The organism is Buttiauxella sp. JUb87, from assembly GCF_004361975.1.
Classification (GTDB): domain Bacteria; phylum Pseudomonadota; class Gammaproteobacteria; order Enterobacterales; family Enterobacteriaceae; genus Buttiauxella; species Buttiauxella ferragutiae.
In genome coordinates this window covers 212169-234412 of the sequence record NZ_SNVY01000002.1, presented here as the reverse complement: position 1 = coordinate 234412, position 22244 = coordinate 212169, and the positions used below count along the sequence as shown (strand labels likewise).

The 22244-nt window shown below is 50.9% G+C and carries 23 protein-coding genes; 10 read left to right on the top strand and 13 right to left on the bottom strand.

The window, feature by feature from the left end; all coding sequences use genetic code 11:
• Nucleotides 1-3: 3 nt before the first annotated feature.
• The gene (gene hydN, locus EC843_RS09455) at nt 4-549 is read right to left on the bottom strand and encodes an electron transport protein HydN (RefSeq protein ID WP_064542415.1); all 546 of its coding nucleotides are present in this window, start codon (nt 547-549) and stop codon (nt 4-6) included.
• Between the two features lie 483 nt (nt 550-1032).
• On the opposite strand from hydN, the gene EC843_RS09450 reads away from it, so the two are divergent.
• Nucleotides 1033-1713 (top strand): hypothetical protein, encoded by a 681-nt coding sequence (locus EC843_RS09450; RefSeq protein ID WP_064542418.1) that lies wholly within the window; start codon nt 1033-1035, stop codon nt 1711-1713.
• A 144-nt stretch (nt 1714-1857) separates the two neighbouring features.
• Here the strand turns inward: EC843_RS09450 and hycI are convergent, their stop codons facing one another.
• The 9 genes from hycI to hycA form a co-directional block, all read right to left on the bottom strand.
• Complete coding sequence (gene hycI / locus EC843_RS09445) at nt 1858-2334, bottom strand: hydrogenase maturation peptidase HycI (RefSeq protein ID WP_133522151.1); 477 nt, start codon at nt 2332-2334, stop codon at nt 1858-1860.
• Complete coding sequence (locus EC843_RS09440; RefSeq protein ID WP_064542425.1) at nt 2327-2737, bottom strand: formate hydrogenlyase maturation HycH family protein; 411 nt, start codon at nt 2735-2737, stop codon at nt 2327-2329. The genes hycI and EC843_RS09440 overlap by 8 nt, the downstream gene beginning before the upstream one ends.
• Entirely contained in the window at nt 2737-3501 is a 765-nt protein-coding gene (locus tag EC843_RS09435) for an NADH-quinone oxidoreductase subunit B family protein (protein ID WP_121814705.1), read from the bottom strand. The genes EC843_RS09440 and EC843_RS09435 overlap by 1 nt, the downstream gene beginning before the upstream one ends.
• On the bottom strand, nt 3501-4043 hold the full coding sequence (locus EC843_RS09430; RefSeq protein ID WP_064542431.1) for a formate hydrogenlyase complex iron-sulfur subunit: 543 nt from the start codon (nt 4041-4043) through the stop codon (nt 3501-3503). Before EC843_RS09430 ends, EC843_RS09435 begins: the two co-directional genes overlap by 1 nt.
• Nucleotides 4044-4178: 135 nt before the next feature.
• Nucleotides 4179-5888, bottom strand: coding sequence for a hydrogenase large subunit (locus EC843_RS09425; RefSeq protein ID WP_064542433.1), 1710 nt, complete (start codon nt 5886-5888; stop codon nt 4179-4181).
• A 17-nt stretch (nt 5889-5905) separates the two neighbouring features.
• Entirely contained in the window at nt 5906-6832 is a 927-nt protein-coding gene (locus EC843_RS09420; protein ID WP_133522150.1) for a respiratory chain complex I subunit 1 family protein, read from the bottom strand.
• Between the two features lie 10 nt (nt 6833-6842).
• Entirely contained in the window at nt 6843-8651 is a 1809-nt protein-coding gene (gene hycC, locus EC843_RS09415; protein ID WP_133522149.1) for a formate hydrogenlyase subunit 3, read from the bottom strand.
• Nucleotides 8648-9253: a 4Fe-4S dicluster domain-containing protein gene (locus tag EC843_RS09410; RefSeq protein ID WP_133522148.1), complete on the bottom strand. Its 606-nt coding sequence runs from the start codon at nt 9251-9253 to the stop codon at nt 8648-8650. Before EC843_RS09410 ends, hycC begins: the two co-directional genes overlap by 4 nt.
• Before the next feature lie 81 nt (nt 9254-9334).
• On the bottom strand, nt 9335-9790 hold the full coding sequence (hycA, locus tag EC843_RS09405; RefSeq protein WP_064542442.1) for a formate hydrogenlyase regulator HycA: 456 nt from the start codon (nt 9788-9790) through the stop codon (nt 9335-9337).
• A gap of 583 nt (nt 9791-10373) precedes the next feature.
• Between hycA and hypA the strand changes: the two genes are divergently transcribed.
• From hypA to yajD, 7 genes are all read left to right on the top strand, one after another.
• Complete coding sequence (gene hypA, locus EC843_RS09400) at nt 10374-10733, top strand: hydrogenase maturation nickel metallochaperone HypA (protein WP_064542445.1); 360 nt, start codon at nt 10374-10376, stop codon at nt 10731-10733.
• Nucleotides 10726-11589, top strand: a complete 864-nt coding sequence (hypB, locus tag EC843_RS09395) for a hydrogenase nickel incorporation protein HypB (protein ID WP_064542450.1) — start codon at nt 10726-10728, stop codon at nt 11587-11589. Before hypA ends, hypB begins: the two co-directional genes overlap by 8 nt.
• Nucleotides 11580-11840, top strand: coding sequence for a HypC/HybG/HupF family hydrogenase formation chaperone (locus EC843_RS09390; protein ID WP_034499454.1), 261 nt, complete (start codon nt 11580-11582; stop codon nt 11838-11840). Before hypB ends, EC843_RS09390 begins: the two co-directional genes overlap by 10 nt.
• Nucleotides 11840-12961, top strand: a complete 1122-nt coding sequence (hypD, locus tag EC843_RS09385) for a hydrogenase formation protein HypD (protein WP_064542568.1) — start codon at nt 11840-11842, stop codon at nt 12959-12961. Before EC843_RS09390 ends, hypD begins: the two co-directional genes overlap by 1 nt.
• A 113-nt stretch (nt 12962-13074) precedes the next feature.
• Nucleotides 13075-14085 carry a hydrogenase expression/formation protein HypE gene (gene hypE / locus EC843_RS09380; protein WP_133522147.1) on the top strand — a complete coding sequence of 337 codons (1011 nt, stop codon included), beginning with the start codon at nt 13075-13077 and terminating at the stop codon, nt 14083-14085.
• 149 nt (nt 14086-14234) lie between these two features.
• Nucleotides 14235-16319 carry a formate hydrogenlyase transcriptional activator FlhA gene (gene flhA, locus EC843_RS09375; RefSeq protein ID WP_133522146.1) on the top strand — a complete coding sequence of 695 codons (2085 nt, stop codon included), beginning with the start codon at nt 14235-14237 and terminating at the stop codon, nt 16317-16319.
• 41 nt (nt 16320-16360) lie between these two features.
• Nucleotides 16361-16708, top strand: a complete 348-nt coding sequence (gene yajD, locus EC843_RS09370) for an HNH nuclease YajD (RefSeq protein ID WP_064542459.1) — start codon at nt 16361-16363, stop codon at nt 16706-16708.
• A gap of 175 nt (nt 16709-16883) precedes the next feature.
• Here yajD and EC843_RS09365 read toward each other — a convergent pair whose 3' ends face one another.
• On the bottom strand, nt 16884-18746 hold the full coding sequence (locus EC843_RS09365; RefSeq protein ID WP_243739141.1) for a methyl-accepting chemotaxis protein: 1863 nt from the start codon (nt 18744-18746) through the stop codon (nt 16884-16886).
• Nucleotides 18747-19064: 318 nt separating this feature from the next.
• Nucleotides 19065-19499, bottom strand: coding sequence for a winged helix-turn-helix domain-containing protein (locus EC843_RS09360; protein ID WP_332879862.1), 435 nt, complete (start codon nt 19497-19499; stop codon nt 19065-19067).
• Between the two features lie 617 nt (nt 19500-20116).
• Here EC843_RS09360 and EC843_RS09355 point away from each other — a divergent pair.
• Nucleotides 20117-20902 carry a winged helix-turn-helix domain-containing protein gene (locus EC843_RS09355; protein WP_064542467.1) on the top strand — a complete coding sequence of 262 codons (786 nt, stop codon included), beginning with the start codon at nt 20117-20119 and terminating at the stop codon, nt 20900-20902.
• The gene (locus EC843_RS09350) at nt 20892-21365 is read left to right on the top strand and encodes a hypothetical protein (protein WP_133522144.1); all 474 of its coding nucleotides are present in this window, start codon (nt 20892-20894) and stop codon (nt 21363-21365) included. The genes EC843_RS09355 and EC843_RS09350 overlap by 11 nt, the downstream gene beginning before the upstream one ends.
• A 3-nt stretch (nt 21366-21368) precedes the next feature.
• Here the strand turns inward: EC843_RS09350 and EC843_RS09345 are convergent, their stop codons facing one another.
• Entirely contained in the window at nt 21369-22193 is an 825-nt protein-coding gene (locus EC843_RS09345) for an AraC family transcriptional regulator (protein WP_133522143.1), read from the bottom strand.
• Nucleotides 22194-22244 lie beyond the last annotated feature (51 nt).

Here is a 22244-nt window from a genome sequence, read left to right as displayed (position 1 = left end):
GGTTTAGAAATAAATAGATGAAGTCGCATCAAACGCAGCACGGCGGCGTTTTTCGATATTCATTTGTTCAAGTTTGTTGCGATCAACGCAGATAATGGCGTTGGTTGGGCAGGCTTCCATACAGGCCGGGCCTTCTGCACGGGTGTGGCAAAGGTCGCACTTATTCGCTTCGGCTTTTTCAGCCATCACGTTAAGACCCGCGCCGCTGTTACGCACAACCGGGCGAACAACCACTTCCATCGCGCCATATGGGCAGGCAACCACACAGGTTTTGCAGCCGATGCAGCGTTCCTGCATCACATTCACAAAACCATGTTCGCGGCTGATAGCCCCGTTAGGGCAGACGTTGGCGCAAGGTGCGTCTTCGCACTGGCGGCACATCGTTGCGGTAGAAACATTCACGCCTTTAACCACGTGAATACGAGGCAGGAAAGTTTGCGGTGTTAATGCCGCGCAATCCTGTGCTTCCTGGTGGGACACGACACAGGCCACTTCGCAAGTGCGACAGCCAATACATTTGCTCGAATCAGCAATGATGAAGCGGTTCATCAGAGACTCCTGGATAGAGTGTTTTTTATAAGACTGCTTTAGGCATACATAAAGTGTGCCAACTTTGAAACTAGCGTGATTCAAGGCTTTGCGCATTGATCCGGGGTGGGATGACAGTGACATCGACACATTTGACGATGTCATTTGGGCAGATGACAGAGAGTGGATTGAGTTGCCCTCACCAGGAGATAAACGGCTTTTCCTGGCCGTTCAAACTCAGGTAATCGATAACAATGAAGTAGTGTCAATATCAAATATATTAATAATATATTTTCTTTTTTAATTAAATAGTTTTATTTGTGAGGTTTATCATTGGTTTTAATAATGACTATATAATACTTAATAACTATTTAAGTATAAAGGTAATAATATTTGTGATAGCGTGCCACCCCAAATTATCACATAAATCTCAGCCATTGAGATAACGCTGTGATCTGTTATGTATTGTTTAATTTATGCGTATGAGTCTATATAAGGGATTGGATGCCAAACATAGTAAATGCATTAATGACTTATGTCAGAAATACTAAGGGTAAATACAATTATTTTAGCCAGAGTGCTTACATGAGGAAGTACGGTTGGTCAGGTACCGATCGAACAAAGTTGGGTGGTGTGTGGACTGGAGCAACAGGGAAAAAGGATATTCAGGGCAAGGAAATATATGGATTGGGGGGGGCTTGTTATGGATTTAGCGCAGCTTACCTTATTTCACCTCCGCATTCGTGCAATGTTGAGAATTATTTTCATTTGCCAAAAACTCAGAGCATTATTCGTGGGGTTATGAATCTCCAATATCAACATTATCATGTTGCTTTGGCGTATACCTCACTTCCCAGAGAAGAAATATTTAATGAGATTGTAAGAATAGAAGGTCATATTCGTTATAGAGGTATGGTCAGACTAAGTAGAGTATCGGCATCAGCTTTGATGAATGAATTGGTAATGAATGGTAAGCATGAAATAAATATGGTTAACGCAAGCGTTGGGCATTCCGTTGCTCTGAAGATAGCCGCTCGCGATATTTGTTTCTTTGATTCTAATTTGGGTGAAATTATTTATCCAAATGATTTTGTCGGTCGTAAAAAAATGGAAGGTGCGCTACATATGGTGTTCCATTCTCAATATAGAACATACACAACCATGTCAGTCAGTAATTTTATATAAATTAATTTGATCAATGATATTTGACGTTGCATTTCTATTGGTTGGGGGACTATTCGTCGATGTAACGTCTATTCTTTAGCTCACATCCTTCCCTGGTAAAGAGATAAAAACAGGATGTGAATGGGCATCCATGCCCAGCCGTCATTACATCTCAAAATCAGGTGTTTCTAAATCCGTGAAGCCGCCTTTACCTTCCCAGCCTGCCAGGCTCTGATACACCGTTTCCACCGCCGCTTTTATCGCGTCGGTCATTGGGTAGTAAAAACCAACAATATCAGGCTGAATGCCAAGGAAAATCACCTCGCCAACATCTTCTTTAATCTGATCGATCAAATAATTAAGTGGCATGTTGTGGGTGGTCATCATAAACATTTCGGCGATGTCATCCGGGTCGATGATACGGATTTCACCTGGGTTCAGGCCCATATCCGTGGCATCAACCAGCAGCAATCTTTGCGGGCGTAATTCACGAATCGCCACCACATCGTTTTCCGGTGCGGTGCCGCCGTCGATAACAATCCAGTCGCCTTGTGGGGCGGCCTGGCACTTTTCTGCCAGCAACGGGCCAGCACCGTCGTCACCCATCATGCTGTTGCCGACACAAAGTAAAACGTTAGTCATAGCGTCTCCGTACCATCAAATAAATGGCGGGTTCTTGTTGAATGGCTTGCAGCATATCGAGCAACGCCTGGCTCCATTCTTGCTGCTGTTCAGTTTGATTCGGTTTTGCGGCATCAAATGCTTTTGCCAACAAAACCACATGGCTCTGATCGATAACGATTTCACCGTAACGCGGCACACCTTCCATTTTGCGCCGCGCTTCGCTGCCCTCTTCAAGCGTGGCAATCCACGCTTTGTAAGGCTCAAACGAACACACTAAATTTTCTTTCAGGCAGTCGATAACGCCGAGATGGTGGCCGATTGCCAGGCTGTAATAAACCACCTGTTGCGCATCACTCGGGGTGTTGTCGTTTTCATCGACAAACTTACGGCTAAGCTGGCAAAACACCACCGACTCGCTCATTACACGCGCTCCTGCTTAACCAGTTCTTCCAGATGCGTGACGATCTCAGTCAGACGCGGATCGTTCTCATGTGCCAGCCACTGCTGAACACTGCCGCCACCGGCGGTGAGATTTTCCATATAGCTGTCAGCAATCTGGCGGCCATAGCGATAACCCGCAAGGCTGCGAGCTGCGCGGTCGATACGAACACGCAGTGGCTGAACCATATCCGGATGCAGGATTTGCGCCGGTTGTGCATCCATTTCACTGGCTTCGCGCGCGTGGATTTTTTGCTCCAGCAAGCCTAGCGCCATAGCAAAACCATACAGCGTTGCCGCAGGTGTTGGCGGGCAACCAGGAATGTAGACATCGACCGGGACGATTTTGTCGGTGCCGCCCCAGACGCAATACAGGTCGTGGAAGATACCGCCGCTGTTACCGCACGCGCCGTAAGAAATACAGATTTTTGGGTCCGGCGCTGATTCCCAGGCACGCAGCGCGGGGGAACGCATGGCGCGAGTCACAGCGCCGGTAAACAGTAAAATATCCGCATGACGTGGTGACGGAACAACTTTAATTCCGAAGCGTTCTGCATCGAAAAGTGGTGAAAGGGTGGCGAAAATTTCAATTTCACAGCCGTTACAGCCACCGCAGTCAACGCGGTAAACATAGGCAGAACGTTTAATCTTTTTCAGCAACGACGTTTTCATCGCGGCGATGGATTCATCCACCGTCATTGGCACTGGCATGCCGTTGTCGTCGCGTGGGCCGAGTAACATACTCATTAGCTGGCCTCTCTAATTTGGCGGCTAAGGTCGATTTGGTCGGAAGAGACCAGGCTTTGCTGGCGTTTACATTCCGGGCAGGTTTCAAACGCAGCGCGATGCGCTTCGGCAAGTTTGTCGCCGTTGTGCTCAAGCAGGGCAATGGCGTAATCAATCTCTTTTTGCACCGCGAAAGGCTTGCTGCACTGGCGGCAGTTGCACAGGTCAAAACGCGCCTGTTGCAGGAAATCGGCTTTGTTCCACACTGCCAGTTCATATTCCTGAGAAAGCTTGATGGCAGCCGTTGGGCAGACTTCTTCGCAGCGTGCGCAGAAAATGCAGCGCCCAAGGTTGAAAGTCCACGCCAGTTGGCCGGCCACCAGATCGGTTTCCACCGTTAATGCGTTGGATGGGCATGCGTTAACGCATGCCGCACAGCCAATGCATTGCTGCGGATTATGTTCCGGCTTGCCCCGGAAGTTTGGGTCCACGGCGATCGGCTGTAGCGGGTACGACTCAGTGGCCACGCCGCCTTTAATGGCTTTTTTGATGAAGTTAAACATGGTGACTCCGGTGTTTTGCTTTGGCTGTATTTGCCCTCACCCCGGCCCTCTCCCCCTGGAGAGGGGGAAAAGAAGGTTCCCTCTCCCTCAGGGAGAGGGTTAGGGTGAGGGTTGCATTAGCCAAAGGCATCTCAATCATTTCAGCGGCGAATTGGTGCGTTCAATGCTGTAGCGCTCAAGCTCTTTGTACGGCACCACTTTGGTCTTGCGCTTACGCACATCAACCACCGTCATGCGGTCGGTACAGGAGTAGCAAGGGTCAAGGCTACCGATGATAAGCGGCGCATCAGAAACAGTGTTGCCGCGCAGCATGTAGCGCAGCGTCGGCCAGTTGGCGTAAGTCGCCGCACGACAGCGCCAGCGGTACAACTTCTGGTTATCGCCGGTCATCGACCAGTGAATGTCATCGCCACGCGGCGCTTCAGAGAAGCCCAGTGCAAAACGGTTTGGAATATAGGTGAAACCGTCTACCGCCAGCGGGCCGCCAGGCAAGTTATCCAGGCCGAAATCAATCATGTTCAGCGCGGTATACACTTCGTTGATGCGTACTTTCAGGCGCGACAGAACGTCGCAGCCGGTTTCGCTGTGGACTTCCATTGGCAGCAAACCGTAACCGACAAACGGGTGATCGGCGCGAGTGTCACGGGCATGACCGCTGGCGCGAACCATTGGACCGACGTTACTGAAATCACGAGCGATTTGCGGGTCAAGACGGCCAATACCAACGGTACGCTGTTCGATGTTTGGCGTGCTCATCAGAATATCGACCAGGTCTTTCACTTCGCGGCGCATTTGCTGTGCGAGCTGGCGTGTCTGGATCATGTCGTCTTTCAACAGATCGCGACGAATCCCGCCGATCAGGTTCAGGCCGTAAGTCTTACGTGCACCGGTGAGGATTTCCGCCATTTTCATCGACATCTCACGCACGCGGAAGAACTGCATAAAGCCGGAGTCGAAGCCGACAAAGTGGCAAGCCAGGCCGAGGTTCAGCAGGTGGCTGTGCAGGCGTTCAACTTCCAGCAAAATCGCACGGATCATCTGGGCGCGTTCTGGCACCACGATACCCATCGCATTCTCGACAGACGTGGTGTACGCGGTGCTGTGGGCGAAGCCACAGATGCCACAAACGCGGTCAGACAAGAAGGTGACTTCGTTGTAGCCCATGCGGGTTTCAGCCAGTTTTTCCATGCCACGGTGAACATAGAACAGGCGGTAATCGGCATCAATGATGTTTTCGCCATCAACGAACAGGCGGAAGTGGCCCGGTTCATCGCTGGTAACGTGCAGAGGGCCAATTGGCACCACGTTGTTTTTCTTGCTGCCCAGCTCATTGATGAACTGATAGGTTTCCTGATCGCTGGTTGGGGCAGGGCGCTGACGGTAATCCATGCTGTCTTTGCGCAGCGGATACAAATCGTCTGGCCAATCATCGGGCAGCACTAAACGGCGCTCATCTGGCAGGCCAACAGGTTGCAGGCCGTACATATCACGCACTTCACGCTCGCCCCACACCGCCGCTGGCACACGCGGCGTGACGGACGGGAATTCAGGCTTGTCGGCATCGACTTCTACACGCACGGTAATCCAGCATTTCACGCCAGTTTCCATTGAAAGCACGTAATAAACCGCATAGTTGCCGCACAACTGGCGCTCATCGTTACCGAACAATACGGATAACCAGCCGCCCTGTTGGTAGTAAAGCCATTCCACCACTTCTGGCAGCATGTTGAGCTTCACGTTGACGGTGATTTGGTCTTTGGTCTGCCACGCTTCGTCGATCACCGCATGAGGAAATTGCTTATGCAAAGCGGCGAGATAGTGTTGGCCAATCTTTTCTTCAGACATAGATAAATTCTCTTAAATCACGCCGCCAGCAAGGAGACGAAGGCTAAAAAGGCAAAGCCAAAACCGGCCCAGGTAATGCGCGAAGTTTCCAGCATGCGTAAACGCGCCATGCTGTTTTCGAACAGCGCGATAATCAGCACGCCAAGCACCAGCTTAACTGCCGCCAGAACCAGCGCGATGACGAGACCGCCCCAGCTAAATTCGCTCATCTGGCCCCACGGCAGGAACACGCCAACGAACATTTGCAGCACCACCAATTGCTTGAGGGAAATACCCCATTTCAGCACCGCAAAACCCGCACCGCTGTATTCGGTCAATGGGCCTTCCTGCAACTCTTGCTCGGCTTCTGCGAGGTCAAATGGCAGTTTGCCCATTTCGATAAACGTGGCGAAGGCACAAGCGGCGAATGCCAGAATCAGCGTTAAACTCTGCGCAGTTGGCCAGTGGTAAATGGTGGAAGCGATATTGCTGATGTGGGTGCTGCCAGCGACTTGTGCGGCAACCCACAATCCCAGAATCAGGATTGGCTCAACCAAGACGCCGAGCATCGCTTCACGGCTGGCACCGATACCGGTAAACGGGCTACCGGTATCCAGACCTGCAATCGCGAAGAAGAAACGGGCGATGGCGAACAGGTAGATAAGGGTGATCAAATCGCCCAACGACGGCAGCGGTGAATAGAGGGTGACGACCGGCAGCGCGGTGGCAATCGTCAGCATGACGCCAACCATCACAAACGGCATCAGGCGGAACACCCAGCCTGACGCGGCCGGGGCCACGCTCTGGCGGCTGAATAACTTGAACAGGTCACGATATTCCTGCATCACGCCAGGCCCGCGGCGGTTGTGCATGCGGGCGCGAGTGACGCGGGTAATGCCAGACAACAGCGGCGCAACGGCAAACAAAACCAGCGCCTGAATCAACGAAAAGAAAATGGTATTCATCTCAGGCTCCTTAAGCGCAAACCGCAACCAGCAACACCGCCAGCTCAATCATCGCCAGGCGACGGAACGTACCGGCTAAGCAATCGCACTGCCAGCCAGGCACCCATTTCACCGGGTTCAGGGTTTTGCGAAGTTTCAGCAGTGGCGCGAATGCCGCTTTCACTGGTTGAGCAAAACCACCCGCAGTAATCACCATCGCTTGTTCGTGGTCGTAACCGCAGACCCAGGCCGTGCCGCGTGAGCGGTTTGGCAGGCGGTCGCCACGGAAAATCACCATCAAAATCAATGGCAGTAGTGGGCTGGCAATCAGCAACAGGGTGATCATCGGTTGTGAAACGGTGGTGTTAGCCGTTTGCAGCGGCAGTGGAATGGCGTTCTGCAACAGCGGAATCAGCCATGGCGCAGCAACACCGGCAATCACACAACAGGCGGCCAGTGCAGCCACACTCAGGTTCATCAAGAACGGTGCAGATGTGGCGTTTTCAGCTTCCGGTGTGCGCGGTGCGCCCAGGAAGGTAACGCCATACACTTTCGCCATACACATCACCGCCAGCGCGCCAGTAATCGCCAGGCCTACAGCCAGCAACGGGCCTAAGAAGCGAGCGATAAACAGCGGCAAGGTGCCGAGGTGGAAGAACGACTGATAAATCACCCATTCGCCAGCAAAACCGTTCAGCGGAGGCAGAGCAGCCATCGCCATCAGGCCAATCAGCATGGCGATGGAAATCAGCGGCATACGCTTGCCAATCCCGCCCAGTTTTTCGATGTCGCGATGGCCGGTGCGGAACCAGACAGCGCCTGCGCCGAGGAACAAGGTGGTTTTGAATACGCTATGGTTGAACAGGTGATACAAGCCACCAATCATGCCCAGCGCAACCAGCGTGGATTCGTTTAATGCCAGACCCATCAGGCCAACGCCGAGGCCGAGCAGAATAATGCCGATGTTTTCCAGCGAGTGGTAAGCCAGCAGGCGGTTGATATTGTGTTCCATCAGCGCGTACAGGCCGCCGATAAACGCTGTAATCATCCCCAGAACCACCACCAGAATGCCCCACCACAGCGGAATCACGTTGCTGATCAGTGAGAAACTCATAATGCCGAACAAACCAATTTTCAGCACCACTGCAGAAAACAGCGCCGCAGCAGGAGCAGACGCATTGGCGTGTGCCTGAGGCACCCAGCCGTGCAGCGGGATAATGCCTGCCAGCAGGCCAAAACCAACCAGACCCAGCAACCAGACGACGGAGCTGATTGGCGCGCCATTGGTCAACAAATGCAGTTCGGCGTAGCTCAGCGTGCCGTACTGTTTCCACAGCATCCAACAAGCGATGGCCAGTAGCACGGTGCCGAGGCGGCCCAGCGCAAACCACAGCTGCCCGGATTTCTGGCAGCCCGTCAGGAAGTAGCCGCTGAGTGCGACGATTTCTGCCAGCACCACTAACATGCCGAGGTTATCAGCCACCAGTGCCGCAACCGCCGCCGCCATCACCAGGTTCACCAGCAAGCCATTGGCTTTGACTGCCTGATGGCGATGCCAGTCGATATTAAACAGCGAGATAAACAGACCTGGCAGACCCAACGTCACCAGCCAGATGCCGTTAAAGGCGTTGAGCTGTAAATGCAGTTGCCAGACTTGTGCCATACCGCTAAAGCCGGTTAAGGCATCGAAACCGGCAATCAGCACCAGCACCGAACTGATAGCTCCGCCAATCCCGGCGATAAAACCGCTCAGCGGTTTATTAAATGCCGTGATTCCTGCCAGCACTGCGCTCAGCACAAATCCCATTAGTGCCCAATGAATCAGGATAAATGCACTCATTTTTTTACCTCAGGCTGGGTAAACAGGGTGAGATCGCCAAGCGTGGTGCTCAGGGTCAATTCACGTTTGCGTTTGCTGGATTTGGCAATGTCATTGTTATCTACCACACGCAGCGCTTTAGTTGGGCAGGTGCGCACGCACGCCGGGCCGTCTTCGTCGAAACTGCACAAGTCGCATTTCACGGCGATAGCGCGGATGCCCGGCGCCCAGTCGATAAGCGTGCTGACACGCGCAGGGGCTGGCGGTGCAGGAGGCGCTTTCGGGCTGTTGGCATTAGCCGGGATATGAATGGGGCGGCTGCCGGAGAATTCGATAGAACCGAATGGGCAGGCGATAGCGCACAGTTTGCAACTGACGCACAGGCTTTCATTAAGCTGTACTGCGCCATCAACGCGTTTAATGGCATTTACCGGACAGACGCCAGCACAAGGCGCATCTTCACAGTGATGGCACATTTGCGGCGCGGAATCATTCGCGTCACGCATCACTTTCAGGCGTGGCATGGATTGCAGGCCGTGCAGGCGGTGCGTTTCAGAGCAAGCCGCCTCGCAGGTATGGCAACCCATGCAGAGTTTGGAGTCGGCGATTATAAAGCGATTCATCATTTTCATCATTTTCATCATTTTTGACGAAATAGTGCCGACGGCTGCCGTTTCGACAGTTTTCGACACCCCGTATGACTATCAAGCCTGAGAGCTTTGTTGCAGTTGGCCCATCGACACAGGCGTGTCGCTGTGAACTGCGCTGTACAGGCTTTCGTATACCGGATGGATTTTTTCGAGGTAATGCTCGAGCACATCGTCGCGACTACGGTTGCTGATGGTGCTATCGATACGGCCTTCGTCATCAAGGATTGCTTTAGCAATCAACACTCTGTCTTCGCCGTTACGCTTCTCGACGTAGTACTCGATGGTGTGGCTGTTGAAGCCTTCTGCCAGGCGGACGTGAATGACGAAATGGTCAAATAAGAAGAAGCGCAGTGAATCATCAGGGTTGCATCCCACGGCGTGATGCAGTTTGGCCTTAGAAAGGGTGATGCCCTGAATCAAGCTATTGCAGTAATGTTGCCACTGCGTGAGCAAGCGTTGGTGCTTGTCGGCAATGTATTCGGCTTTTTCGCTCAGTTCCCAAATGTTCATTATTAAATCACTCTGTTTTTGCTGTTGCGTCTACAGAGCACGTTTCGTGCCAACATTGTATCTTTTTGAAATTATTGATTTTTGTATTAATTGCGAGTGAGTAACCACAGGATTGACATGTCATTTCGACATGTTTGACGGGGGAATGTCAGCATTGTTTATGCTGAGTAAGGTGGTGTTCCGTTCACCCGGGAGATCTCAGGTCCTTCATATATCTGCGAACGGTGAACGTGCCAGGTGGCTCACGCCAGCCCCCTGGCAACCCCGGCGCCCGGTGATTAAATTGCCGCTGCGCGGTAAACCCCAGCTTATCCCCAACGTTCAGGGTCGTTCGCGACTCGCTCCCGGCGATCGCTCTCTTTCGCTGCTCCCGGCAGCTCAGCCCTGACTTATGGGTAACGCTGGGGCAATTTATACCGGGACTCAAGGTCAAAACCGGTTCGGCTTTTGACGTTCACCGTTTCGGTAAGTTCAGGGGTCGGTAAACTTTCAGTGAACGGAATAAATTCGGTCTGTCAGAGAAATGGATATAAACCCTGGCATCATCCTTGCATTACCTCCCCCCAGATACCCCGGAGGCAACATGCACGAAATCACTCTCTGCCAACGCGCACTGGAACTCATCGAAGCTCAAGCCCGCCAACACGGCGCGACACGTGTCACCGCCGTCTGGCTGGAAGTGGGTGCTTTCTCCTGCGTTGAACAAAGCGCGCTGGAGTTCTGTTTCGAACTGGTGTGCCGCGACACCCTCGCTGAAGGTTGCCAGCTTCATATCCATCAGCAAGAAGCGGAATGCTGGTGCTATGACTGCCAGCAGCACATCACCTTGTTAACCCAGCTAGTCCGGCGTTGTCCGTTGTGCGAGGGCAGCAATTTACGCATCGTTGCCGATGATGGCGTGCAGATTAAGCGTCTGGAAGTAGAGGAGACGAATCATGTGTAGTACTTGTGGTTGCGCTGAAGGCAACCTGTATATAGAAGGCGACGAGCGCAACCCGCATTCTGGATTCCGTAGCGCACCTTTCGCGCCAGCCGCACGGGCTTTAACGCCAATCACTGGAGTTAAATTTGCCCCCACCACCGATGAACAAGGCGACCTGCATTATGGCCATGGTGCCGCAGGCACTCACGCGCCAGGCATGACTCAACGCCGGATGCTGGAAATCGAACTCAACGTGCTGGATAAAAATAACCAGCTCGCCATCTATAACCGCGAACAGTTCGCGAAACAGCAGCAACTGGTGCTGAACCTGGTTTCCAGCCCCGGCTCCGGTAAAACAACACTGTTGACGGAAAGTCTGAAACGCCTGATTGGCCGTGTACCTTGCGCGGTGATTGAAGGCGACCAGCAAACCGTAAACGATGCCGAACGCATTCGCGCCACCGGCACGCCAGCGATTCAGGTGAACACCGGTAAAGGCTGCCACCTTGATGCGCAGATGATCCGCGACGCCATGCAACGCCTGCCGCTTGAGCGCAACGGCATTCTGTTTATCGAAAACGTCGGCAACCTGGTGTGTCCGGCGAGTTTTGATTTGGGCGAACGCCATAAAGTGGCGGTGCTTTCGGTGACCGAAGGCGAAGACAAACCGCTGAAATACCCGCATATGTTTGCCGCCTCTTCATTAATGCTACTCAACAAAATCGACCTGTTGCCATATTTGCAGTTCGATGTTGAGAAGTGCCTCGACTACGCTCGCCAGGTGAACCCGAATATTGAAATCCTGCTGGTTTCTGCAACGAGCGGTGAAGGTATGGACGAATGGCTGAACTGGCTGGAGACGCAGCGATGTGCATAGGCATTCCGGGTCAAATCGTCGAACGCTTGCCGGATGGCAGCGCCAAAGTCGACGTCTGCGGCATCAAGCGTGATGTCAACCTGATGCTGGTGGGCGACGCCCAAATCGGCCAGTGGGTGCTGGTGCATGTCGGTTTTGCGATGGCGATTATTGATGAAGCCGAAGCTCGTGACACGCTCGATGCGCTGCAAAACATGTTTGAAGTGGAACCCGATGTCGGCGGCCTGTTGTTTGGGGAAGAACGCGGATGATGCATTTTGTTGATGAATACCGCGCGCCAGAAAAAGTCATGCAGTTGATAGACGTACTGCGTGAGCGTGCGCCTAAGCTGGCCTACACAGCACAACGCCCGCTGCGCATTATGGAAGTGTGCGGTGGGCATACTCACGCCATCTTTAAGTTTGGCCTCGATCAACTGCTGCCGGAAAACATTGAGTTTATCCACGGGCCGGGTTGCCCGGTTTGCGTGTTACCGATGGGCCGTATTGACGCATGTATCGAAATCGCCAGCCATCCCGAAGTGATTTTTTGTACCTTTGGCGACGCTATGCGCGTGCCGGGCAAAAATGGCTCACTGATGCAGGCCAAAGCTCGTGGTGCAGATGTGCGCGTGGTGTATTCGCCAATGGACGCCCTGGCGATGGCGAGCCAGAACCCGGAGCGTAAAGTGGTGTTCTTCGGCCTCGGTTTTGAAACCACTATGCCGACCACGGCTATCACCCTGCAACAAGCCAAAACGCAGGGCATCAACAATTTTTACTTTTTCTGCCAGCATATAACGCTGATTCCTACACTGCGCAGTCTGCTGGAGCAGCCCGACAACGGCATTGATGCTTTCCTGGCACCAGGCCATGTCAGCATGGTCATAGGCACAGAAGCCTATGACTTTATTGCCACTCAACATCATCGCCCGCTGGTGGTTGCCGGTTTTGAACCGCTCGACTTGCTGCAAGGCGTGGTGATGCTAGTGGAGCAGAAAATTCATCAGCACAGCAAAGTGGAAAACCAATACAAACGTGTGGTGCCGGATGCGGGTAATAACCTTGCGCAGCAGGCGATTGCCGAAGTATTTACTGTGCGCGGTGATGCCGAATGGCGCGGGCTTGGCACTATCAGTGATTCTGGTGTGCAACTGACAGAAGGTTATCGCCAGTTTGATGCCGAAGACCATTTCAAACCCGCACCGCAGCAGGTTTACGACGACCCGCTCGCCCGTTGTGGTGATGTGCTCACCGGGCGTTGCAAACCGCACCAGTGCCCAATGTTTGGCAAAACCTGCAACCCGCAAAATGCCTTTGGCGCGTTGATGGTGTCATCCGAAGGCGCATGTGCCGCGTGGTATCAGTATCGCGGTCAGGAGTGCGAAGCATAAAATCTTTTCGTTGGATGACGCTAACGCTTATCCAACCTACAAAAACGAGTCCAATGTAGGTCGGATAAGCGTTAGCGTCATCCGACATAGCCGTCCGACACAGGTAAAAAATCATGAAAACTATTGAACTCGCCCATGGCAGTGGCGGCCAGGCAATGCAACAGTTGATCGCCGACTTGTTTATGCAGGCGTTTGATAACCCATGGCTGGCAGAACAAGAAGACCAGGCGCGATTACCGCTCGCTGAGTTAACCGCCAGCGGCGACCGCTTAGCCTTTTCGACCGACAGCTACGTTATCGACCCATTGTTTTTCCCCGGCGGTGATATCGGCAAGTTAGCCATTTGCGGAACCGCGAATGACGTTGCCGTCAGCGGCGCGACCCCGCGCTGGTTATCGTGCGGGTTTATCCTTGAAGAAGGTTTGCCGATTGAAACCCTGGAACGCGTGGTCACCAGTATGGCGGCAACCGCCAAAGCGGCGGGTATCGCAGTGGTAACTGGTGACACCAAAGTCGTGCAGCGCGGCGCGGCAGACAAGCTGTTTATTAACACTGCGGGCATCGGTGCCATTCCTGCCGGGCTGAGCTGGGGCGCACAACACATTAGCGCAGGCGATGTGTTAATCGTTAGCGGAACACTGGGCGACCACGGAGCGACTATCCTTAACTTGCGGGAATCGTTGGGTTTAGAAGGTGCGTTGATGAGTGACTGCGCGGTGTTGACTCCGTTAATCGCGCCCTTGTTGAATATTGCGGGTGTGAAAGCGCTGCGTGATGCGACGCGCGGTGGCGTAAATGCTGTGCTGCATGAGTTTGCTGCCTCAAGCGGATGCGGCATGGAAATCACCGAAAGCCAGTTACCTCTGAACCCTGCGGTACGTGGTGTGTGTGAATTACTTGGCCTTGATGCGTTGAATTTTGCTAATGAAGGCAAACTGGTGATTGCGGTTGCGAGGGACGCCGCAGAAAGTGTTCTCGCGGCTTTACAAGCACATCCATTGGGGCAAGATGCCGCTATTATCGGTGATGTCGTCGAGCGCAAAGGCGTGCGAGTCGCCGGTCTTTATGGCGTAAAACGGACACTCGATTTGCCACATTCAGAGCCGCTACCACGGATTTGTTGACCTAAGCCAGGAATGCCGAGTGCCGTCCTGGCTACACTTGAGCGGTTTCATAATACAAATCGCCGGCGTTTGATTTCGTAGGGTGGATAAGCGCCAGCGTCATCCACCGCCACCGCCTCCGCCTCCGCACTACCAATTGGATAAGCAAAATGCCATACACACCGATGAGCGATCTCGGGCAGCAGGGTTTATTTGATATAACGCGCACCCTGTTGCAGCAACCTGATCTCCCGGCGCTTGCCCACTGCCTGACACAAATGGCAAAGCAGGGCGCACTGGCGGACAGAGTGAATATTCTGCTTTACCATCCGTTGCATCAGCGTGTGGCCTTTTATGGCCTGGATATACATGGCAAAGAACTGCATTACGAAGATGAAATGGTGCTGGCTAATGGGCCCGTGCGGCGTGTACTGTCGCGCCCGGAAGCGCTGATTTGTACCGAAGAAGAATTTAACGACACCTGGCCGCAGGTGATGAACCTTGAGCTGTATGCGCCATTTAGTCGCTATTGCCTGCTGCCTTTGGCGGCTGAAGGTAAAATCTTTGGCGGCTGCGAGTTTATTCGTAATAACGACGCCCCCTGGACCGACAAAGAACTTAATCGCCTGCATACGCTGGCGCAAGTGGTTGGGCTGGTGGCAGAACAAATCCAGTCGCGGCTCGATTCCAGCCACGATTACCAACAACTGTGCCGCGAACGTGATGACTACCGAATCCTGGTAGCGGTGACCAACGCGGTCTTGTCGAAGCTCGATCTCGATGAACTGATCAGCGAAATCGCCAACGAAATTCATCACTATTTCTCGATAGATTCCATCAGCATCGTTTTGCGCGGCAACCGCAAAGACCGCCTGACCGTCTACTCCACGCATTTCGTGAAAGAGCAGTCGTCTATCCACGACCAGAGCGATGTGGCACTGGCGGGTACGCTTTCCGAACGCGTATTCAAAAGCGGTGAAATGCTGCTTTTGAATCTGCATCACGGTGACCAACTCGCGCCGTATGAGCGCATGCTGTTTGAAATGTGGGGCAACCAAATCCAGACTTTGTGCCTGCTGCCGCTGACCTTTGGCAACAACATGCTGGGTGTGCTAAAGCTGGCGCAATGCGAGGCAGGGGTCTTTACCCCGCAAAACCTCAAACTGCTGCGCCAGATTGCTGAGCGAATTGCCATTGCGGTGGACAACGCGCTGGCGTACCAGGAAATCAATCGCTTAAAAGAAAATCTCGTCGACGAAAACCTCTACCTCACCGAGCAAATCAATAATGTCGCCAGTGATTTTGGCGAGATTATTGGCCGCAGCGACGTGATGTCCAACGTGCTCAAACAAGTTGAAATGGTGGCGAAAAGCGACAGTACGGTGCTAATCCTCGGTGAAACTGGCACCGGTAAAGAGCTGATTGCCCGGGCGATTCATAACCTCAGCGAGCGTAACAGCCGCCGCATGGTGAAAATTAACTGTGCGGCGATGCCTGCCGGATTACTGGAAAGCGACCTGTTCGGCCATGAACGTGGTGCGTTTACTGGTGCTAACACGCAGCGTATCGGGCGTTTTGAACTGGCCGACAAAAGCTCGATGTTCCTTGATGAAGTCGGTGATATGCCGCTCGAACTGCAGCCTAAACTGTTGCGTGTGTTGCAAGAGCAGGAATTTGAGCGGCTGGGTAGCAACAAAGTTCAGCAGGTGGACGTACGCTTAATTGCCGCGACCAACCGCAACCTCAAAGAGATGGTGGTCGAGCGCGAATTCCGTAGTGACCTTTATTATCGCCTGAACGTGTTCCCCATTACGCTGCCGCCGCTGCGTGAGCGCCCGGAAGACATTCCGCTATTGGTGAAATCTTTCACCTTTAAAATCGCTCATCGTATGAACCGTAATATCGACAGTATTCCGGCTGAAACTTTACGTACGTTAAGCCGTATGGACTGGCCGGGCAACGTTCGTGAACTGGAAAATGTCATTGAACGTGCGGTGCTGCTGACTCGCGGCAATGTGCTGCACCTTTCTTTGCCGGAAATGGATTACATCCAGCCGGAAGAAAAACCGGCGCGTCTGGTGGCGAGCAAAGAAATTCGTGAAGGGGAAGATGAGGCGCAGAGAATTTTGCGTGTGCTAAAAGAGACCAACGGTGTAGTTGCTGGCCCGCGTGGTGCGGCACAACGGCTGGGGCTAAAACGCACCACCTTGCTTTCGCGCATGAAACGCTTGGGGATTGATAAAGAGGGAATATAAACTAGTTATAACCCTACATTATTTACCAGGTAACCTTAACCATGGCACTGATCCCAAAAAACTACACGCGGCTGGAAAGTGGCTACCGTGAGAAAGCGTTAAAAATTTACCCGTGGGTATGCGGGCGTTGCTCGCGTGAGTTTGTCTATTCAAACCTGCGCGAACTGACGGTTCACCATATCGACCATGACCACACTAATAACCCGGAAGATGGCAGTAACTGGGAGCTATTGTGCCTGTATTGTCACGACCACGAGCACTCGAAATACACCGAAGCCGACCAATACGGCACCACTGTAGTTGCCGGTGAAGACGCGCAAAAAGACGTCGGCGAAGCGACGTACAACCCGTTCGCTGATTTGAAGTCGCTGTTGAATAAGAAGAAATAATTGGCGGATTAACCGGTTTTTTCGGATGACGCTGCTGTATGAGCTACGGTTCGATTATGACTTTGTAGGGGGATAAGCGTTAGCGTCTCCACCATATACGCCAGTTGTGTCATTAGTCAGAAAGGGCGGTTTCCCGCCCTTTATTTCTCTGGTGTTGGCACAATAAAAACAAACTTTAAAATTCTATCCAGCTATCTCTATTGTTGAGCGCAGCTGTTCTGGTTGGCATTGCAGTGACTAAGTTGTGAGTAGATGGACGAGCGGTTGTTGTCTCACCCTGGTTTTTTGAAACCCTAAATATCGACACCACTTTTTCAAGTTGTACTGCTTGTTCTTCAAGTGAGCTGGCGGCAGCCGAAGATTCTTCAACCAGCGCCGCATTTTGCTGCGTGGTGGTATCCATTTCCGCCATTGCCTGCGCAATCTGCGAAATCCCCCGGCTCTGCTCATCAGTGGCTGCGGCAATTTCGCTCATGATGTCTCTCACCTGGATAACTGACGTTTCGATGTTGTCCATCGCCACCCCAGCACCTTCCACCAGGCGGAAACCTGAATCGACATAAGAAACGGATTCGTGAATTAACGATTCAATCTCTTTTGCCGACTGCGCACTTCGCTGTGCCAGGTTGCGTACTTCACCAGCGACCACGGCAAAACCTTTCCCCTGATCCCCAGCTCGCGCCGCTTCAACCGCCGCATTCAGCGCCAGAATATTAGTCTGGAAGGCGATGCTATTAATCACGGTCGTGATTTCAGAAATACGGTGCGAGCTGCTTTGCACGTTTTTCATGGTGTCGATAACCATCTTCGAAATCTGGCTTCCCTCATTGGCTTTTTGCGAGGCGGATTCCGCTAACTGGCGGGCATGTTTAGCATTTTCAGCGTTCAGGGCGACGGTAGAAGTCAGTTCTTCCATACTGGCGGCGGTTTCCACCACCGCTGCGGATTGCTGCTCAGTGCGTGAAGATAAATCCATATTTCCTGCGGCAATTTCCGAAGACGAACGAGCGACGCTATCGACGCCATCGCGTACGTTATGCAGGATATCCTTCAGATTATTATTCATCGTCGACACCGCCTGCATCAGCAAACCAAGTTCATCACCGCGCTGGCTTTCCAGTGTGCCGGTGAGGTCACCTTTGGCGATTTGCTCGGCGACTAACAGAGTTTGGTTAAGCGGGCGGGTGATCGAACGGGTGATCGCCAGCGCTATCAATACACCTGCCAATACCCCAATCAGAGCAACGAGTGACATTTCCCACTCAGATGTCGCAACCACTTTTTCAGCTTTCAATTGCTGGAGATCGAACAGCACATTAATCGCGCGGGTAAGCTCCACCGCCCGGTCAGTGAGCTGTGCGGAAAGTGTATTTTGTTGTGTCCACGCTGCAAGATACGCAGGCAGCTCAGTGACATAGCCCTGTGCTTCAGCGATACCCGCCTGTACCCATGTTTGCTCAGATGCGGGTAGCAAAGGAAGCAATTGCTCGGCATGGGCAATGCCTGCGGTTAAGCGTGTTTGTAAAATCTCTCGCGATTTCTCAGTGGGTAGGGTTTTGTAATCATTTAACATCGAGTCGATGTCATTAAATATAAAGCCCAGTTGAGCTACTTGAGTGCGTTGTTCTGCTGGCAGCGTTTGGCTGCGGCTGAGTTTGTCTGCCATAACAGACTTTTTATACAGATCTTTTGAATCCAGACGTTCTTCATCACGCTTCGTTTGGTTCAGCGCATTAATAAATGGAGGGGTGCTGACCAGGTAACTTTTCACCGCACTTTCTGTTTTCAGCACGGCATCCATACTGTCTGGTGCCCAACTCAATTTTTTCAGTTGGGTAACCGTTTCTGCCAGTTGATTTAATGCTTTGCTGTTTTGATCAAGGTAATGAACACCATGGGTATATTGGTAATTGGTTCGGCTTAACCGTGCCGCAGTCAGGCTCTTATTTAACTCAACAGTTAAGGCACTTTTGCTTATTTTATCCTGGACGTTTCGCAGACCCAGCATCCCAGTCATCACGATAATAATTGTGATCACAAAAACAACAGCAAACCCTAAGCTGAGTTTTCTGCTGACTTTTAAATTTGAAAATCTATTCGTTATGCTCATATTTTATCCAGTAATGGCCCCAGAGCCTTTGGTGAGCGTTGTTATATAAAGATTGCTATCATTCTAAAAATACAAGTGGTAATACCTTTTATAAATACCCTCACCGGCAACTGAATTTCGAACGGAGAGGTTGCAAAACCAGTTACCGGTGAAGATATTTATAAAAAAAGGGCCCTGAGTATTTCCATAGTCAGGGCAAAAGCATCCTACGTTGGTCGCACTTACTCAAGGTACGACCTTATGGTATTAATCCTTTTCTTTCCCAGAAGTAAGGGTGAGATCACTTAATTTGTAATAAATGGGTATGACATCAATGTGATTTATTATATAGCCACTCCCTTTCATGTTTTGAATGAAATCACCGGGTAACCCCAGCAGATGTAGCTTTTTATTAAGATTGTTTAATACCTGCCATAAACGTTGCGTTGATGGAATAAGGTTATTTTCTTCCCAGACATTCTTGAGTAATTCATCTTTGGTCACTTTCTTATGGCGCGCATGAAGTAACAGATAAATAAATAGCTGTAGCATGGTTTCATTAAAGAAAATCGAGCCAAAAATAAAATTACGTTCTGTACTGCTTGAAGGAAGGCGATACAACCTTCCATTATCAATATCGAAATGGATTTCTTTGCCGATCATAAATCCATGCAATTGATAGTCCATATTTTTCATGCTCATATAAAATAAATCCGACTGTGGCACCCTTGCTCGTGTTCATTTCCTATAAGCCCTACTGTTTATAAGGATGGATTATATGACTCCGGTGAATACTTACAACTCATGGGTAAGCAGAGTAGTCCATCGTCACATTCTGGCTTTTTATGGAATTTAGCTTCGTTGTAATTTGAATTACAGGAATAAAATATCGCAAATGGAATGAATGTCGTTTTTTAAATCTAAGATATCATCATTATCTTATGGCTCAAGTTATAATATCGAATTCATTGATATATATAGAATATTGTTCTGCTGAAAAAGTTAATGGACTGTTTTAGAAATCTATTTCAGCGCATCACTCGCTATGTGGCGTGGTGAAATTATTCCTTAACCCTGAAGGGGTAATCTCTGAACCGCTCGTTTTTGAGATGGCATCAGCATAGCGATTTCCTCCGCAAGGAGGAGTGATTTTATATGATTTATACTTAGTCAGAAGTCTGCTCACACAGAGAGTGGCTACGGATGCTGTTCCTGTAATAGATTGATTTTAAGAGGAAAAAATCTGAATAAGATTTTTTCTCAGGGAAACTCATGCAAAAGGCTTTATTGACCGAATAGGTTGTGGCGAGGATGACAACATGAACACCGTCTTTTTAATCAATGAAACCGTGCTGTTTGACCCGGACGAACACAGCCTGCGGCCGATGGATGGGCAGCCTGGCAGCAAAGTGGTTATCCACACGCCAGCAAGTGAATGCTTATTGCTTTTGCTTCGCCACAACCAACAGGTATTAACGCAGAGATTTCTCTTTGAGCAAGTGTGGGAAAAGCACGGTGCGGTGGTCACCACTAATGCGCTCTATCAAAGTATCGCATCGCTAAGAAAAGGGCTTCAGTCAGCGGGGCTTGCGGAAAACATCATTAAAACCGTACCAAAAATGGGGTTTAAATCAATTGCCACGCTACGTGAGGGAACAATAACTGACTTTATTACGCCTGTGGAGGCTACCGTTTTATCGCCCGCGCCTAAAGTTGAACAGCCGGGCGTTCAGCCTCACAACCTTGCTGCGCGCCACTATTCACGCTGGGCGTATCTGGCTGCTGGAGTGGCATTTATTATTTCCTGCGGTGTGCTTTATCACCAACAGTCGGGCGGTGAATCCCACTATTCCGATTACAGCTATATAGGGCAGGTCAACGGTTGTGCTCTTTATTCCTCCTGGTCTGGCGAGGAGAAAAGTCTGCATACTTTTAAGTTGTTGGATAAACGTTATCCCCTTGCCTGTGAGTCTGGCGGTGTCGCTTATTTGACCCTTAACCGTTCTCTGCAGGGTTTGTCGGTACTGCTGTGTAACCGAAAAATTGAATACAGTAATGCAGAATGCCAATCCTACATATTCAGGAAAGATCGCTATGAAGCCTAAAAAAAGGGGAATGTGTTGGGTGTTGATTATTGTATTGATTGCGTTGCCATTACTCTTTGCCTGGTACCAGTCTTACAAACGCGATCACTTTTCCTGTGATGCGACTGCGACCATTATTGGCGAAAATATCGTCTATGAAATGCTGACCCATTTTACCTTTGAAAACGGAAAGGGAGTTTACACGTCGCTTGGGCAACTTCATGAAAAAGGAAAGCCTGAGTTGAATACCAATAACCACTTCACTTTTAAATACTGGCATCAGGATGACAATATCATCATGATTTCGACAGAAAGCAGTGGCGTTGAGAATTTATTTGGCCAGTATTTCCCGCAAACACCGGACTTCTTCCTATACCGTGAACGCGGTATTAGCCTGCAAGTTGAACGTGAAAATGTCTCAAGTTATTTGTTTAGTTACGATGGTACACCGCTGTTTTATTGTATGCAGGCAAAGCAGAAATGAGCCTCAGTCCGAATTTATATGCACCTTACAATAACGCCGCTTCCAGGCGGCGGGTGTTAATCCCATTTTTTTACGAAACACCTTCCTGAAATAACTCACATCCTGAAATCCGCAACGTTCGGCGACTTCGCTCAATGAGCAGGAGTCGGTAATCAGCATTTTTTCAGCGCACAACACGCGCTGGCGATGAATGGCATCGGTAATGGTTAGCTGAAAAGTCTGGCGATAAACGCGGCCAAGATAATCCGCATTACAATGTAGCTGGCTGGCAAGTGTTGAGGTGGAAACTGGCAAATGAAATTGGGTGCGAATTAACTGCTGTGCTTTGTAGGCAAGGGCCGCGCCACTGTTATCGACCTGTATACTGTCGTGCGCCGCCACGGAAAGTTGCTGCATGATCAGCAATAAAATTAATTCCAGTGCGCTGCTGCGCGTCATGGATTCTTGTTCGCTTAAAAACTGACGGAATAACGAAATAACGTATTGGGGATTAAGAACTTGCCCGTGTTGGGGTAATGAGATTAACGATGCCGGAAAATCTGTTTTTTTGTCACACTGCGGAGTGAGTTCAAAATGAAGCCAGTAGAATTTTAAGTCTGCCGGGAAGGTTCCTGTGCCGACGTGTTTTCGATGTGGCCAAAGTAATAAACTCTCACCTTCTCTGACGCTAAACAGCGTGTCACCCTCACGGATCGTAAGTGTCCCTTTTTCAACGAAAATTAACTCCCATGAGTCCAGTTCACGTTGCGGATGGCTGCCGATGCCACGCGAAATAAACAAGCCGCCATTTTGCACTGAAATGGGTAAAGATATTTTTAAATCAAACAATTAGATTTTCCTTTAATCCATTCACACTGCGGCAGTGTAGATAAAATAAAC

Excerpts from the sequence above, each read along its gene's own strand:
- hycC (WP_133522149.1), bottom strand. The coding sequence starts at position 8,651 with ATGAGTGCATTTATCCTGATTCATTGGGCACTAATGGGATTTGTGCTG.
- hydN (WP_064542415.1), bottom strand. The coding sequence starts at position 549 with ATGAACCGCTTCATCATTGCTGATTCGAGCAAATGTATTGGCTGTCGC.
- hycA (WP_064542442.1), bottom strand. The coding sequence starts at position 9,790 with ATGAACATTTGGGAACTGAGCGAAAAAGCCGAATACATTGCCGACAAG.
- hypB (WP_064542450.1), top strand. The coding sequence starts at position 10,726 with ATGTGTAGTACTTGTGGTTGCGCTGAAGGCAACCTGTATATAGAAGGC.
- flhA (WP_133522146.1), top strand. The coding sequence starts at position 14,235 with ATGCCATACACACCGATGAGCGATCTCGGGCAGCAGGGTTTATTTGAT.
- EC843_RS09435 (WP_121814705.1), bottom strand. The coding sequence starts at position 3,501 with ATGAGTATGTTACTCGGCCCACGCGACGACAACGGCATGCCAGTGCCA.
- hypE (WP_133522147.1), top strand. The coding sequence starts at position 13,075 with ATGAAAACTATTGAACTCGCCCATGGCAGTGGCGGCCAGGCAATGCAA.
- yajD (WP_064542459.1), top strand. The coding sequence starts at position 16,361 with ATGGCACTGATCCCAAAAAACTACACGCGGCTGGAAAGTGGCTACCGT.
- EC843_RS09360 (WP_332879862.1), bottom strand. The coding sequence starts at position 19,499 with ATGAGCATGAAAAATATGGACTATCAATTGCATGGATTTATGATCGGC.
- EC843_RS09425 (WP_064542433.1), bottom strand. The coding sequence starts at position 5,888 with ATGTCTGAAGAAAAGATTGGCCAACACTATCTCGCCGCTTTGCATAAG.
- EC843_RS09410 (WP_133522148.1), bottom strand. The coding sequence starts at position 9,253 with ATGAATCGCTTTATAATCGCCGACTCCAAACTCTGCATGGGTTGCCAT.
- EC843_RS09430 (WP_064542431.1), bottom strand. The coding sequence starts at position 4,043 with ATGTTTAACTTCATCAAAAAAGCCATTAAAGGCGGCGTGGCCACTGAG.
- EC843_RS09350 (WP_133522144.1), top strand. The coding sequence starts at position 20,892 with ATGAAGCCTAAAAAAAGGGGAATGTGTTGGGTGTTGATTATTGTATTG.
- EC843_RS09390 (WP_034499454.1), top strand. The coding sequence starts at position 11,580 with ATGTGCATAGGCATTCCGGGTCAAATCGTCGAACGCTTGCCGGATGGC.
- EC843_RS09420 (WP_133522150.1), bottom strand. The coding sequence starts at position 6,832 with ATGAATACCATTTTCTTTTCGTTGATTCAGGCGCTGGTTTTGTTTGCC.
- EC843_RS09450 (WP_064542418.1), top strand. The coding sequence starts at position 1,033 with ATGCCAAACATAGTAAATGCATTAATGACTTATGTCAGAAATACTAAG.
- EC843_RS09440 (WP_064542425.1), bottom strand. The coding sequence starts at position 2,737 with ATGAGCGAGTCGGTGGTGTTTTGCCAGCTTAGCCGTAAGTTTGTCGAT.
- EC843_RS09355 (WP_064542467.1), top strand. The coding sequence starts at position 20,117 with ATGAACACCGTCTTTTTAATCAATGAAACCGTGCTGTTTGACCCGGAC.
- hypA (WP_064542445.1), top strand. The coding sequence starts at position 10,374 with ATGCACGAAATCACTCTCTGCCAACGCGCACTGGAACTCATCGAAGCT.
- hypD (WP_064542568.1), top strand. The coding sequence starts at position 11,840 with ATGCATTTTGTTGATGAATACCGCGCGCCAGAAAAAGTCATGCAGTTG.
- hycI (WP_133522151.1), bottom strand. The coding sequence starts at position 2,334 with ATGACTAACGTTTTACTTTGTGTCGGCAACAGCATGATGGGTGACGAC.